The organism is Chromatiales bacterium 21-64-14 (genome assembly GCA_002255365.1).
Classification (GTDB): domain Bacteria; phylum Pseudomonadota; class Gammaproteobacteria; order 21-64-14; family 21-64-14; genus 21-64-14.
Window position 1 is genome coordinate 1 of sequence record NCBI01000052.1, and the last position, 12,760, is coordinate 12,760.

Annotated in this window: 14 protein-coding genes; 3 read left to right on the forward strand and 11 right to left on the reverse strand. The window is 65.0% G+C overall.

From position 1 onward, the window contains the following. Positions 1 to 370: hypothetical protein (locus tag B7Z66_14440; GenBank protein OYV75008.1), on the reverse strand; the 370-nt coding region annotated here is incomplete at its 3' end. A gap of 106 nt (positions 371 to 476) precedes the next feature. Here B7Z66_14440 and B7Z66_14445 point away from each other — a divergent pair. The 3 genes from B7Z66_14445 (at position 477) to B7Z66_14455 (ending at position 3,138) form a co-directional block, all read left to right on the forward strand. After that, positions 477 to 869 carry a hypothetical protein gene (locus B7Z66_14445; GenBank protein ID OYV75009.1) on the forward strand — a complete coding sequence of 131 codons (393 nt, stop codon included), beginning with the start codon at positions 477 to 479 and terminating at the stop codon, positions 867 to 869. 266 nt (positions 870 to 1,135) lie between these two features. Continuing rightward, positions 1,136 to 2,233, forward strand: a complete 1,098-nt coding sequence (locus B7Z66_14450) for a hypothetical protein (protein ID OYV75010.1) — start codon at positions 1,136 to 1,138, stop codon at positions 2,231 to 2,233. Beyond that, complete coding sequence (locus B7Z66_14455) at positions 2,230 to 3,138, forward strand: thymidylate synthase (protein OYV75011.1); 909 nt, start codon at positions 2,230 to 2,232, stop codon at positions 3,136 to 3,138. Before B7Z66_14450 ends, B7Z66_14455 begins: the two co-directional genes overlap by 4 nt. A gap of 28 nt (positions 3,139 to 3,166) precedes the next feature. Here B7Z66_14455 and B7Z66_14460 read toward each other — a convergent pair whose 3' ends face one another. The 10 genes from B7Z66_14460 to B7Z66_14505 are packed head-to-tail and all read right to left on the reverse strand — an operon-like array spanning position 3,167 to position 12,737. Continuing rightward, the gene (locus B7Z66_14460) at positions 3,167 to 3,883 is read right to left on the reverse strand and encodes a hypothetical protein (GenBank protein OYV75012.1); all 717 of its coding nucleotides are present in this window, start codon (positions 3,881 to 3,883) and stop codon (positions 3,167 to 3,169) included. Positions 3,884 to 3,889: 6 nt separating this feature from the next. Then, a complete protein-coding gene (locus B7Z66_14465; GenBank protein OYV75013.1) occupies positions 3,890 to 4,480 on the reverse strand; it encodes a hypothetical protein in 591 nt (196 codons plus the stop codon). Positions 4,481 to 4,500: 20 nt separating this feature from the next. Further along, a complete protein-coding gene (locus B7Z66_14470) occupies positions 4,501 to 6,309 on the reverse strand; it encodes a hypothetical protein (protein OYV75014.1) in 1,809 nt (602 codons plus the stop codon). Beyond that, on the reverse strand, positions 6,293 to 8,425 hold the full coding sequence (locus tag B7Z66_14475) for a hypothetical protein (GenBank protein ID OYV75015.1): 2,133 nt from the start codon (positions 8,423 to 8,425) through the stop codon (positions 6,293 to 6,295). The genes B7Z66_14470 and B7Z66_14475 overlap by 17 nt, the downstream gene beginning before the upstream one ends. Further along, a complete protein-coding gene (locus B7Z66_14480; protein OYV75016.1) occupies positions 8,313 to 9,098 on the reverse strand; it encodes a hypothetical protein in 786 nt (261 codons plus the stop codon). Before B7Z66_14480 ends, B7Z66_14475 begins: the two co-directional genes overlap by 113 nt. Before the next feature lie 56 nt (positions 9,099 to 9,154). Next, positions 9,155 to 9,451: a hypothetical protein gene (locus tag B7Z66_14485; GenBank protein ID OYV75017.1), complete on the reverse strand. Its 297-nt coding sequence runs from the start codon at positions 9,449 to 9,451 to the stop codon at positions 9,155 to 9,157. Continuing rightward, entirely contained in the window at positions 9,451 to 10,701 is a 1,251-nt protein-coding gene (locus B7Z66_14490) for a hypothetical protein (GenBank protein ID OYV75018.1), read from the reverse strand. Before B7Z66_14490 ends, B7Z66_14485 begins: the two co-directional genes overlap by 1 nt. After that, positions 10,685 to 11,542, reverse strand: a complete 858-nt coding sequence (locus B7Z66_14495; GenBank protein OYV75019.1) for a hypothetical protein — start codon at positions 11,540 to 11,542, stop codon at positions 10,685 to 10,687. Before B7Z66_14495 ends, B7Z66_14490 begins: the two co-directional genes overlap by 17 nt. 14 nt (positions 11,543 to 11,556) lie before the next feature. After that, positions 11,557 to 11,796 carry a hypothetical protein gene (locus B7Z66_14500; protein ID OYV75020.1) on the reverse strand — a complete coding sequence of 80 codons (240 nt, stop codon included), beginning with the start codon at positions 11,794 to 11,796 and terminating at the stop codon, positions 11,557 to 11,559. Then, positions 11,781 to 12,737 (reverse strand): hypothetical protein, encoded by a 957-nt coding sequence (locus B7Z66_14505; protein ID OYV75021.1) that lies wholly within the window; start codon positions 12,735 to 12,737, stop codon positions 11,781 to 11,783. The genes B7Z66_14500 and B7Z66_14505 overlap by 16 nt, the downstream gene beginning before the upstream one ends. Between the last annotated feature and the right edge of the window lie 23 nt (positions 12,738 to 12,760).

Sequence of the window (12,760 nt, forward strand, 5' to 3'; positions counted from 1 at the left end):
CATCGAATCGCTTGCCGAGCCATTCCATACCCACCGTAGCTTGGTCGAAGAAGTGACCGGCCGCGTGGAGATGGTCGTAATAGGCATAGCCGCCCAGGACCCCGCGCCCCGGAATCAGGTGTCGCAGACCCGCACCCACGTTGTATTCCTGGGTGGCACTGCTGGAGTTCGTGGCCCGCAGATCGGCGAACCACAGATTATCGTTGCGCCAGAGTAGCGGCGTCAAAAGTTCGACGGTTTGCAGACTCCGCCCGCCACCCCCATGCAAACCCAGGTAGATGCGCGGCGTCGGTGCGTCTTGCGCGGCGAAAGCCGCCCACGGAATCGCGAGGATACCGAAAATCAGCAACGCCATCCGAATGGTACGCATACGGTGGATACTATCGACATCTTACAATCGATTCTTTTGCTAATACGTTGCTCTTCTGACCGGTACTCCCCCGTATCGCCGCTTTTCTACCTGGTACGATACATCCATGTTGATCGCGATCCTTCGAACCGAGCACCCCAAACTCCTGGATGTGATCGCCCATCTGGCCCACCACGGGTTTGAGTCATATCCAGCGCACGTGCTGCCGCCGGAGCGGCTCTGCGCCGCCGATCACGCCGGATTCACCGATCTGGTGGTCCACGGTGTCGAAACCCACGCCGACGCAAGCCGCCTTCGCTCTCATGGCGCAATTTTCCTGCGCGTCGTCGTGATGGAGGAATCTCCGTTGCCGCCCCCGCATAGGCATCTACTGCAGGCCGACTATCCACTCTACGTCAGCGCCGATACCCCCGTAGCCCCCGAGGTCGATGCATTGCTGCGCCACCTTGGCTACCTGGACCCTCTACCTGGGTCCCGCAATTTTCCAACAAACGATTGAGCCGATGAACCAACCCTCCCCCATTCCACCGATTCTCCTGGAGCACCCCTTACGGACACTCATCGACCGGGAACTCTCCCGCGCGAATCCGCGTCCGGGGTATTTCCTCGGCCTCGCCGTTCCGGAGCCCGATCTTCGCGTTCGCCATGCCCTGCTCGAGTTGGCGCGTGCACTCGACCCCGGTACACCGCCGTTCCCATAACCATCACTGAACTGTCTCGCGCGGCGTAAATTGCATGACTCGCCGGCGCTATACAATATAGGCGATGAGAATCCTGAACCGCCATCGCCTAACCAAACCCTGGTCCGCAGAAACGGTCTACGTTGGGCGCGGCCACCCGCTGGGCAATCCCTACCGGATTGGTCAGGACGGGACCCGGGAGGAGGTGATCGAGCAGTACCGGACCTGGCTGGAGGACGCGCTTCGGCGCGAGAACCCCCATGTGCTGGCCGCGCTGCGCACGCTGCGAGAGAACAGCGACCTGGTCTGCTCCTGCGCCCCGGCCCCCTGTCACGGGGATGTGATCGCCGAGATCTGGGCGCGCGAGCGCGAGCGGCTCGAGGCCAGGCCCGCAGTGTTCGTGTTCGGCTCGAACTTGGCTGGACGGCATGGAGCGGGCGCCGCCCGCTACGCCGCAGCGGTCTTCGGCGCCGCGGCCGGGGTTGGCTCCGGCCCTACCGGGCAAAGCTATGCCATCCCAACGAAGGACGAGCGGCTCAAGACGCTGCCGCTCGAGCGCATCGCTCCGGAAGTGCGCGCGTTCTACCGTTACGCCGAGGGACATCCTGATGCCGACTTCCTCGTCACCCCGATCGGCTGCGGGCTGGCGGGATACCGGAAGGAGTGGATCGCGCCCCTGTTCGCGACTCCGCCCCGGAACGTGTGGTTCACGGATGCCGGATTCGACGCCCTGGTCTCCCGGCCGGTGGTGGTCCGGCGGGTGATCGTCGCTGGCAGCCGGTCCGTGGCCGACCGTCGCCTGGTCTTCGACGCGCTCGACCGGCTCGCGGCCAAGTGGGGCGGCGAGCGGTTCGAGGTCGTCTGCGGCGAGGCCCGCGGGGCCGACGCCCTCGGGCGCGAGTGGGCGCGCGAGCGCGGGTATCCGGTGGTCGCGATGCCCGCCAGGTGGAATGCGACGGATGCCCCGTGCGCTATCGTCCACGAGAAAACCGGACGGCGGTACAACGCGCGGGCCGGGATGGACCGCAACGCCTGGATGGCCGCCTACGGTACGCACCTTGCTGCGTTTTGGGACGGTGAATCGTCCGGAACTCGGCACATGATCAAGACGGCCGAGGCGTGCGGAGTCCATACCTGGGTGAAGATAATCTCAGCACCATCCGATTCGAGGGCAAACCAATGAGACCTTACCTCAACCTGCTCCGCGACGTGCTGGACAACGGCGTCGACCGGGAAGACCGTACCGGGACCGGCGCTCGCTCGGTGTTCGGGCGACAGATGCGCTTCGCTCTCTCTGAAGGGTTCCCGGCGGTCACCACGAAAAAACTGCACCTCAAGTCGGTCATCCACGAACTGCTCTGGTTCCTGCACGGCGAGACCAATATCGGCTACCTGCGCGAGAACGGCGTCACGATCTGGAATGAGTGGGCCGACGCCAACGGCGACCTGGGCCCGGTTTACGGCGCGCAGTGGCGCGCCTGGCCGACGGCCGACGGGCAGGCGGTCGACCAGATCGCGAGCATGGTCCATCAATTGCGCACGAACCCCGACTCCCGGCGTATGGTGGTTAGCGCATGGAACGCCGGCGCACTCGAGCAGATGGCGTTGATGCCCTGCCACGTGCTGTTCCAGGCATACAGCGCCCCGATGTCCCACGCCGATCGGTGTGCATGGCTGGACCACAACCGGAACCAGTCGTTGTTGGGTTCGCAGGATGTCGATTTTCAGTCCCGGGTGCTTGATGTCGAGCGGGTGCCTCGGCGCGTCTTGTCACTCCAGGTTTACATTCGCTCGAACGACCTGTTCCTCGGGTGCCCGTTCAATATCGCCTCGTATGCCTTGCTCGCGATGATGCTGGCACAGGTCACGGACCACGCCGTAGGCGATCTGGTCTATACCATCGGGGATGCCCACATCTATCACAACCATTTCGCGCAGGTGCGCACGCAAGTTACCCGTGAACCATATCCACTGCCGCAGATGCGGCTCAATCCGCTCGTTCGTGAAATCGATGCGTTTGGATACGACGACTTCGCATTGCTCGGCTATCGTCATCACCCGGCAATCCGCGGTCAGGTGGCGGTTTAGAAATTTCCGGGCCGCACGGGGCCGCTTTTTACCGCTCCGCCGCCCGCCGTAACCACGCGAGGCATCCACGCCACCTTGACGGATGCGATAACGGCTCGATGCGCCGCTCCACCTCATCGACCGTCAGCCGCTCGGTGCCGCCCCGGCGAAGATCCGTCCACTCGAACTCCACTTTCCAGTTCTCACGCATCCAGCCGCCGGTGTCCGCCCGCGCGCGCTTCGTGCGACGGGTTCGCAGCCGCACCTTGCCCCCGCTTTTCTCGATCGCCTCCGCCGCAGCGGTATAGACATCGAAGGCCCGGCGGTCCGTCCTGTACTTCGTCACGGTAAGCCCGTGGAGCATGCTCCGGCCGCTCTCATGGAACAGGAAGCGCGCGATCGCCGTCCGGTGATTCCCGTCCTCGGCCACGAACCACCGATCGTCGTCCACCGCGCGGTAGTACATGCCGGGCCTCTTCGGTTCGTCCTCCAGGTAGTACCCGGGGTTTTCGCGCAGCAGGCCGAGGTTGAGGTCCATGCGTTTCCCCTCGCGAAGAAACTCCAACCACGTTCGCCCGGCATAGTCCGGATGCGAAGTGCCCACTACATCGAACACGTTGATCGATTGCTGCCCACTCCAATAGGACTCCACGATAAACGGTTCAACAGCGTGGAACCATTCCTCATCGAAGGGTGCAATCACCTCGTTGGCCCAATGGGGCGGGGTGGCCACCGCGCGGTCGCGTAGACCGCGGTTCCCTTCCATGCCGGGTCAGTACCGCTTCTGGAGCGACGCGATCCAAGTGCGCATCGCCCCGATGGCCGCCACCCACAACATCGGGATGAACAACGGCGGCAGGGGGATCGGCAGAAACGGCATCACGAACCCGAAGAACACGAAATAATGCACGCTCTTGCGTGCGTAATGGTGTCTGGCCCGTGAGATGAACTCGAACCGCCATTGACTGATACGCCTTTGCGTCCAACCATCCACCGCCGCCCCAATCGCGACCGGGATCATCAGCGGCAACCAGATCATCACCATCCACCATCGCTCGATCTCGAGCCACACTGTAAGCCAGAACGTGGCAACTTTGTTCTCCATGCCGCGTAGATTGCGATAGGACGCACTCATAAGTCCGGGCTTAATGAACCATTCCGAGAATTCCCGATTGGCCGTTGCGACCAGGTGCGCTTGCGCGCCGGCGCCCAATTCGTGGCGTATCATGGTGTTCTGCCTAGTATTGAACGCCTTCACCCATCCATACGGCACCACAAGGAATGCGGCGAGCAGGGTGAGCGTTCCCAGGGCGATCAGGACCCTGAGAACCCCGCGTTCCTTTTCCCGTTCGTCCAACGCCATCGAAAACCGCCTTTCGCAGACTATTCGAGTATCGGAATACGACCTTTTACGACCCGGCCGTCGGATAACTGCGCGAGATAATGCAGCGGCGGCAATTCCATAAACATCGCCGGAGGAATCAGTTCCACGTCCTGCTCTTTAAGCCCTTCCCCATACCCGCCCTGAAAGGAGGCCACGCCTACACCCTGGTTGTAACTGCGCTGCACCTCTCGCGTCCGGATCTTCGGCAACCCCTCCGCCATCATCTCCGCGGTCTTCCCGTCCTTTACCCGGAACGATATGGTCGTGTTCGCGTTGCCGATGGCCTGCCGCGCCTTGGCGTCGTTGCCCAGGCGCGCAATGAGGTCGGCCAGCGTCTGGGTCAGAATCATCGTGCGAATCTTCGCGCCACCCCCTTTATTCATCACCTGGATCAACTGCGCATTCGCCACTTCCGCGGCCTCATCGACCAGCAGGTTTACCGGCCTGTCGCCGATTCCGTAGTTGTACCGGTCCCCGGCTACCGCGGCCATATCCGCCAGCAGAATCGCGCCGATCGCGGAGCCCACGGTAGGGTCCGACAGCGAATCGAGCCCGACGTAGAGCCCGTGCGCCTCGCGCACCGCGCGGCCGATATCCGTCACTTCGCGTTTCTCGTCCGCGCGCGGCGAGAGCATGGTGTCGAGCGGCGGCGAGGTCAACATCGTGAGTATCGGCGTCAGGCTCGTGATCATCTTGCTCAAATGTTCCTTGTCATGCTGGACGTCCGCTATCAGCCCCTCAAGCGCCAACGCCTTGGTCCCATCAATGCGTTGCGACAGCACCTCCTTGTAGAATCGAATGTATCCAAGTATCTCTTTATCCTGTTGACGCGCGTTACGTACGTACGCGGCGTATTCCTCCGGCCGCGCGTGTTGTTCGCAGGCCGAGCGCAATACCCTTAGCAGCAAGGATTCCCCGCCACCTTCGATGAGCCGCCTCAATTGCACCAACGTCGGGCGTTCCTGCACCAGCAAAATCCCGGCGATGAGGTTGTTCAGCACGCGCCACGAGAATGCGACGAACGGATCGCCTCCACCCTCGGTTGCGATCAGCGCCGCCACCCGGCTCGCCAACTCGGTCTGCCGGTTCCAATTGCGCATCGGATCGATGCAGACGGATTCGTCCGGGCGCCCGGGATGGAAAAACCGAAACGCATCGGGACGCCCCGCCCGCAGGTAGGCCCGCCTCATCCGTTCGCGCAGATCATGATCGCCCTTCGGGTCGATCACCACCACGGGCTCGCCACGCAACACCGCCTGGGCAATAACCTGATCCAGGAAACGGGTCTTCCCCGCCCGCGTCGCCCCCACAACGATCACATTACCATCGAGCACCGGTAGCGCCATGGTGATGTCCGCCGGCTTGCCCACCGCGTGCAACCAGTACGCCCCGATTCCCGTGGCACGAGAGCCCCCCAACACCTGGTCGACCCCTTCCCGGTAGACATACCGCGCAACCTCAGCGACCTGCGGGGTCCACTCGAACCCCTCCCCGAGCCACAATTCCCCGCGTTCCCGCGCGCGGTCCCAATGCCCCTTGGCCTCTTCCTCATCCATGAACCATAAGCCCCCACCGGTCAACAGGCGGTCCCGCGCGCGCTTTCTGGCGCTACCCTGCCAGTAGCGCCACCCCCCCACCACGAGGCAGAACGATGCTACATAGACGCCGGCTGTCCACGGCAGCCACGGCAGCCACGCGGCAAATGCCAATGCGAGCATCGCCGCCGCCGCCCATCCCCAAGCGGCATCGAACTCGTAGGGCGGGCGAAACGGCGGTTCATAAATCCCCACGTCATCGGCCATCGCCATCCTCCTTCGCCACGCGTACGTACGCCGCCTTTCCGATCTCCCCCGAAACCACCCATTCGCGACGGACCATCTCCTCCGCCTCGACCCCCGGCGCCACCGCCGCAAGCCATCGCCGGAATAGGTCCAACGGCAAGTAGTCCCGCCCGCCGCGGGTCACCCGCTCCGGGACGGAAATCCTGCGAAACCATTCCCGCAGCGCGGACTCGAGATCCTGCGGCCCGATCCGCAGCGCCGCCTGCGCCGCCTCCGACAGACACACCCCCCGCCCGGCGCCCAACTTCGCCACCAGTCGATTCACGTCCGGCCGCTCGATGATCCCGGATTCGGCCAACAGCTTCGCGGCATCCAACGCCGAGTATCCGTAGGCATGAATCCCTTCCGGGTAGTCGATATACGCGCGCCCACCTTCCCGAACCACCCACTTCGGATGGCGCTCGCCCGTACGGATATCCTGGCAAAACGCCTCGAAAATCTGCTGTGCCGCCGCCGGCGCGTTCCCTTCCTCCGATTCGCCCGCGCCCAGACCCTCGTCGTCTGAACCGCGGTGACCGGCGGGGCCCGGCCCCTGCGGGGCGGCAAAATGCTCCGGTGCAGCCGGTCGCACCGGTGCAGCCGGTCGCGCGGTGGCGCCTGATTGGCCGGCTTCAGTGACCTTGCCCTGCGTCCCACCTCGAGCCCCGCTCACGGCCTGCGGCCCGCCCTTGGCCTGCGGCCCGCCCGGGGCCGGCCCACCGGAAGCATCCCGGGGCGCGGGAAGCCCGTCTCCCGGGGCGGTGTTCCCTCCCGGTACACGCGTACCTCCAGCGGCGCTTGTGATGGCGTCGGCGCCCGACATCGACTGCGCGCCTGCGCGTTCCGTACTCGATTCCCGAGCGCGCGAATCCACAAATTGCCCGGGTTCCGGCGGCGGCGGCGGGTCCACCAGACTCTCTACCCGCGCGATTCGCAGCACCTTCAACCGCACCCCGCTCCCATCGCCCATCCGTCGCTCGAGCGTCCAATACCGCGTCCGTCGGCCGCCGGCCTCCCAGGCCGGTTCCGCAATCCCGTGATCCAACAACACATCCGCAAGTGAGTCTGGGTCGTAGGGCACACCCACCACCCCGGACGCCCGCAATTCCTTCGCGATATCATCCCCCGCCCGCGGCCAGGCCAGCGCCATCGATCCATCCACCGGGACGGCGATTCCGCCCCCGATGCGCCAACGCCCGTCGCGCACCATTCGCCGCATCGCATCCAGCACCCATCGGGTGATCGGCAACTCCACCGGCTCCACCTCGGTCGGGCGGTGTGCGATGTCCTGCGCGACACTGGCCCGATCGCCCTCGCCGGCCAGCTCGCTCAACAGATTTCCCGCCCCACCGCGGTCCGAAATCGCCTCAGCCAAATCCATCAGCCACTCGGGTCCCCCGGCATTGACCCAGGCGCTCGTGCGCTCCCCCAACATCCGCAGCAACAACAGCCCACCGACCGCCTCGTGCCGACCGACCCGCCCGTCCCGCCACCGCACGAAATATCTGGTCACCTCCCGAATTCGCGTCCAACCGGCCAAGTCCGATTCCAACGGATTCCACGTGTTACCGCCCACACTGGTCACGACTACATCCGTCACCGGCTTGGCCACATCATGCAGCAACCCCGCTGAGAACACGCAAAACCGGAACCGCTCCGCGTATCCCTTGCGCTCGCTCGGCGGCAACTCCAATCCCACCACCCGCTCCCCGCCGGCGCGTAACGCATAGAACGCGGCCTCCAACCCGTGGCGCAGCAACCCACCCGCACCATGGTGGTGGTGCCCTTGAGAGGCCGGGATTAAATGAACATGCGCCGCATAGTGGGCGATGAGCGGGTCGTAATGTTCTTCCCAAACGCTATCCCCGACACCCGCCTCGCGCCGCAGCTTCCCAATCCACTCCCGCTGCGTACCCAACAACCGCTCGACACCCACTGCGGGGAGCCCGCGCGGGAACGGCGGCCACCTCGGAATCACCTCATCCAGCGATTCAGGGGCGCTTCGATTCTCCATCGCTTCGGATCTTCCCCGGCCAGAGCCATCCTTGCCCGTAGTCCGCCCCGAATCCTCTCGCCCGGTCCAGATCCTCAGCCGTTTCCACATGCTCCACCACCACTCGTGCGCCCACCTGCCCCGCCACCCCGACCAACGCCTGCACCGCGTGCCGTGCCGGCCCACTCACCCGCGTCTTGCGAAACAAACCGCCATCGATCTTTACGATATCCGGCTCGATCGCGACAATTCGGTCAAAGGCATCGCGTCCGGTGCCCGCATCGTCGATCGAGAGCCGAAAGCCGCACTCGTTTCGCAGGCGGTGCAGGTAATACGGAACCGCTCCTGCGCCCCCCTCTTGACCATGCTCCGTCCATTCCACCACTACCCGGGCCCCGTATCGGCGCAATTGTGCGACGCTGCCCAGGATCCATGGGTCGAGGACCTGCCAATCGTCCAGATTCAACGCGACCCACCCATCGATCGTGTCGAGTAGAGCCGGAGCCTCCTGCACACACAATCGCTCATACCAGGCCCGCCATTGTCCGCGGAACACCGGGAACCGGCCAGATTTCGACCACGACGGGCGGTACAGCAATTCGTAGCCGATATACCCCTCACCGTCGAGCGTCACGATCGGCTCGACCATCGCCTGGCCCGGCCATATCCGGCCGGCGACCTGCCGTGCTATCACGCGCCCTCCGCCAATCGCGCCCATATACCCCAACAGCCCAGGCAGACCCAATACAATCATGCGCATCGCCATTATTGTCTGTGGACGCATCCGATATGCGTCGCCGTTCCTTGGATCCTACAGCATGAAATGCTACGGCGCTTCACTTAGTTCCGCGTGCGCCGCTTCCTCGAACGCGCGATTACATCGGCTAACGTGTTTTCCGACGCAAAGCCAGCCGGCGTATATGCATTACTCGACGTGCCTATTCCCAAACCGTCCGGGGCGTTTTGGATACGCACCTGCTCCATTTTGTCCGCGAGTTGTCTCCACCTCACATCCATGAAACCCATCGCCCGCAGTCCGGACACCAACCGGCCCCACGACTCCGGCATCTGAGGCGCGTGCGCGGCGTATTCCAATACGGTCAGGAATGCTTTGCGTTCACCCACTAACCCGGCCATTATTTCTTCTCCATTACTCCGTAATTCGTGATCACGGCGCGGCCGGCGACCTGGTAGACCACCAATCCGTCCAGCCGGTCGTTTACCCCAAGCACCGCGACTTTGCCGGTCGCCTCGTTCTTCACCACAACCTGGTCTCCGATCACATCGAGCAATCGGTAGCCGCCGACGCTTTGCTTCTTCCTTGAAGCCGCGCGCAGCACCTTTTCGCGATAGGCGCGCGTGCCCGCCTGATACGCGTGCGCCGGCTTTGCGTGCTGCGCCCGCCGCAACCAAGCGGACAGCGAGTTTTTCAGCTCTAATAGGTTTCGGTTTACAGCCGGCAACACGCTTACCGTCGTCCGCTGCGCCTGTAACTCTTCCTGGATTTTCCCAATCGCCGTCCTCAATGAGGCGATTTCTTCCGGTACCTTCGCGCCCCCGCCGGCCGCAGCCGTCGCCACGGCGCGCATCGGTTCCTTTTTACTTGCCGGCAGTGCCGACGGCAGTGGGACGCCCGTCGACGCCGGCTGCGTGCCGGTCGCGACGATGGGATACTTCTGGACGTTCACGTGCTCCTCACGCCGTTGGGTACCCGGTAACCTCGAATTCGACTGGTCCGTCTTCGCCCCTGGCGCAACCCCGCTACCGGGCGCAACCCCGCTACCGGGCGCAGCCCCGCTACCGGGCGCAGCCCCGCTGCCGGGCGCAGCCCCGCTGCCAGCCAACGCCGCCCGCAACGCCGGCGGTAAATCGGCTTCTACCAATTTGCGCCCCGGGCTACCGCCATGGGCCTTGCCCGGCTGTCCTGCCGACGGAATCCGTGCGACGCTCGTGGGTTGCTGGTGCTGTACCCAGAGAATGGACGCAAATCCGACGACAACCACTACCGCCAGGCTGCCCGCCAATTTCATACGTCGCGTGATGACGCCCGGAAACCCCCGGACAACACGAAAGCCGGCGTGCCCGAATGTCCGCTGCTCCGCCGCGTCTGCCTCTGTCGGGGCTCCCCGTTTCGCACCGGCGCGATCCGAACCGGCGGGTGGTTTCGCTACCGACGGGCGCGTCGGCGCAGCGTCTATGCCCGCGTTCGCACCGTCGGGCCGGAGATCGGCCGTGACATAACCCTCGTCCTCGGACCCCGTCCCCTGCAGTGTGGCTTTCGCGCCTTCGCCCGTGGCTTCGCGCACCAAATCATCCTCATCCAGCAAGAAGGAATCCGTCATCGCACCGCCACCCTGTCCGCCGAATCCATCACCGCGCCCGTCCATCGCCTATCGCTTCGCGATACTGCACCTGCCGCGGTAGTTCCGGGCGTTGCACTGGGCCACGCTGTTGCGACACCGCCGCGGGCGTCAGCATATCCGCCGGGCGCCGCGCATCCGACCGCGGCTCTTCTGTCGTGAGACGGTCCAGCCCCACCTCCGGCCGTTGGGCCGGGAGGCGCGTGCGCCGCCGGTCTCTGATCATTTTATCGATCGACTCCCCGAGCAACCGAACCGACAAAATAACCTCCCGCGACTCCATCCAACCCTCCATCACCAGGTCCACCCGCCGGCGCTCGCCGGCGGCCAGCGCCTGTAATCGCGCCTCGATTTGGCGCGACCATTCGCAGTACCGGCTGCTGCCCTTGCGCTCCCGGTCCCGATCGAACCGCAACCGCTCGATATCCATCGCCGCGGCGGCGCGTTCCGTCCCCATCCGGTCCAGGCGAGTCGCAATCGATTCCAGACGCTCCAAGCGCCTGCGAATCAGCGCCTGATGCCCGTCGAAAAAATGGCTCGCGATCGGCGCGTCCTCGGATGCGTCCCGCGCCAGCCGTTCCACCGAGACCAGCCAGGCGGCCACCTCGTCGCGCACCTGGGCCTCAATGAGCCGATAGCCCATCATCACCTTGCTGCGCGGGAGCCGCTCGGCGCGCGTGGACCAATCCATCACGCCAGCGCCGGTCGCGTCCTGCTGATCCTGGTCCTGGGCCTGCGGCGCACCCGGCACCGATCCCACATTCGGCGTCCCGGCCGGCGCCGGATGCCCATGAGAGTGCGCCCCATTTCCCGGCGGCGGCCCCGCCGACTCCATCCGGTTCCGCGAACCCAATCCGAACCATCCCATCGCGCATCCCTCCGTTAAAATTGCAGCTTACGCCGCGAACCACTCTTGTTCGCTGCCGCACCCGCCGGTACCGCCCCCGCATCGGCGTCCAACCGGTCTACTGAGACCGCCGGTGCGCCGGAGATCCGCTGCATCGTCAGCCCAGCCATCGCCAGCGTAAGTAGTCGCTGTGCCCGCAGCCGCGTCGTTGCGAATCGCTCCAAATCCTTTCGCAGCTCTTCCTGCGCCTCTCCGAGATTTACGCGAAGTCGCATCCCCGGCTCCAAAACCCGCGTACATTCGCCAAGATCGGCTCCGGTGCCACATCCACCCTAGCGATACGCCCGAACTCCGACCGAAGCGCCGGCTCGTAGAACCGCGCTCCGCCTCCAACCAGCAACACCAGGTCGGGATGCACCTCCTCGCCGCGTAACGCGGAAAGCATCCGGTTCATCGCGGCGCCTACCACGCGCTCCGCCACGACCCCAAGGTGCGGCTCCAGGCTCTCCTGTACCCCGCCCACCAGCACGTAGGCCCGCCCGGCCCGCATCGCCGCCTCTACGCGGTCGGCCGCAACGTGGTCGATGCCCCGCGCATGCGCGATCGTCTCCGCCACGCCCTCCGCAATGCGCGACACCGCCTCGTCCCCGCTCCCCGAGACTTGGTCCCGGTAACGCCCTTTGTCGAAAAGCGCCCAGTCGAAAGAGTAATACCCCGGGTCCACGACCAGCACCCGGCCCTCCCATACCAACGCATCGCCGATGCGCCAGGCGTAATCCGCGATCGCCCCGCCCGGCTGCGGCAACACCTCAACCTGGTCCACGACGACCTCGCGCCCCTCGTCCACCTGATGCGTACCCAGCAACCGCTGAGTCAATGCCTCCACCCGGCCACGCTCATGGAAATGCTCGACCGGGAGCCCCACGACCAGCCGGTCGATTCTCGGGCGCGCCGCATAGGAGAGACCGGCGTGCAACATCGCCTCCCATGCCTCGCTGTCCGTGTATCGCTCGTTCAACACCCGTGGCGCGCGCCCTTGCACCCAAGCGACATCGATTCCCACCCGCCACGGAATCCCATGGACCCAGACCCGGTCCGCATCTCCATTGACCTCCGCGCCGGCAGCGGACCGTCGTTCTGCTGGCGTTCCCTGGCCTGCCGGCGCCCGGGCGAAACGCTTCGCCACCGCGGTTTCCGGGGCCGCCACGGCGGGCACTATCCGCAGCCGCGGGCCCTTCC

Coding starts and splice junctions, on each gene's coding strand:
- B7Z66_14445 (OYV75009.1), top strand. CDS start 477: ATGTTGATCGCGATCCTTCGAACCGAGCACCCCAAACTCCTGGATGTG.
- B7Z66_14450 (OYV75010.1), top strand. CDS start 1,136: ATGAGAATCCTGAACCGCCATCGCCTAACCAAACCCTGGTCCGCAGAA.
- B7Z66_14455 (OYV75011.1), top strand. CDS start 2,230: ATGAGACCTTACCTCAACCTGCTCCGCGACGTGCTGGACAACGGCGTC.
- B7Z66_14460 (OYV75012.1), bottom strand. CDS start 3,883: ATGGAAGGGAACCGCGGTCTACGCGACCGCGCGGTGGCCACCCCGCCC.
- B7Z66_14465 (OYV75013.1), bottom strand. CDS start 4,480: ATGGCGTTGGACGAACGGGAAAAGGAACGCGGGGTTCTCAGGGTCCTG.
- B7Z66_14470 (OYV75014.1), bottom strand. CDS start 6,309: ATGGCGATGGCCGATGACGTGGGGATTTATGAACCGCCGTTTCGCCCG.
- B7Z66_14475 (OYV75015.1), bottom strand. CDS start 8,425: ATGTGGAAACGGCTGAGGATCTGGACCGGGCGAGAGGATTCGGGGCGG.
- B7Z66_14480 (OYV75016.1), bottom strand. CDS start 9,098: ATGCGTCCACAGACAATAATGGCGATGCGCATGATTGTATTGGGTCTG.
- B7Z66_14485 (OYV75017.1), bottom strand. CDS start 9,451: ATGGCCGGGTTAGTGGGTGAACGCAAAGCATTCCTGACCGTATTGGAA.
- B7Z66_14490 (OYV75018.1), bottom strand. CDS start 10,701: ATGGACGGGCGCGGTGATGGATTCGGCGGACAGGGTGGCGGTGCGATG.
- B7Z66_14495 (OYV75019.1), bottom strand. CDS start 11,542: ATGGGATGGTTCGGATTGGGTTCGCGGAACCGGATGGAGTCGGCGGGG.
- B7Z66_14500 (OYV75020.1), bottom strand. CDS start 11,796: ATGCGACTTCGCGTAAATCTCGGAGAGGCGCAGGAAGAGCTGCGAAAG.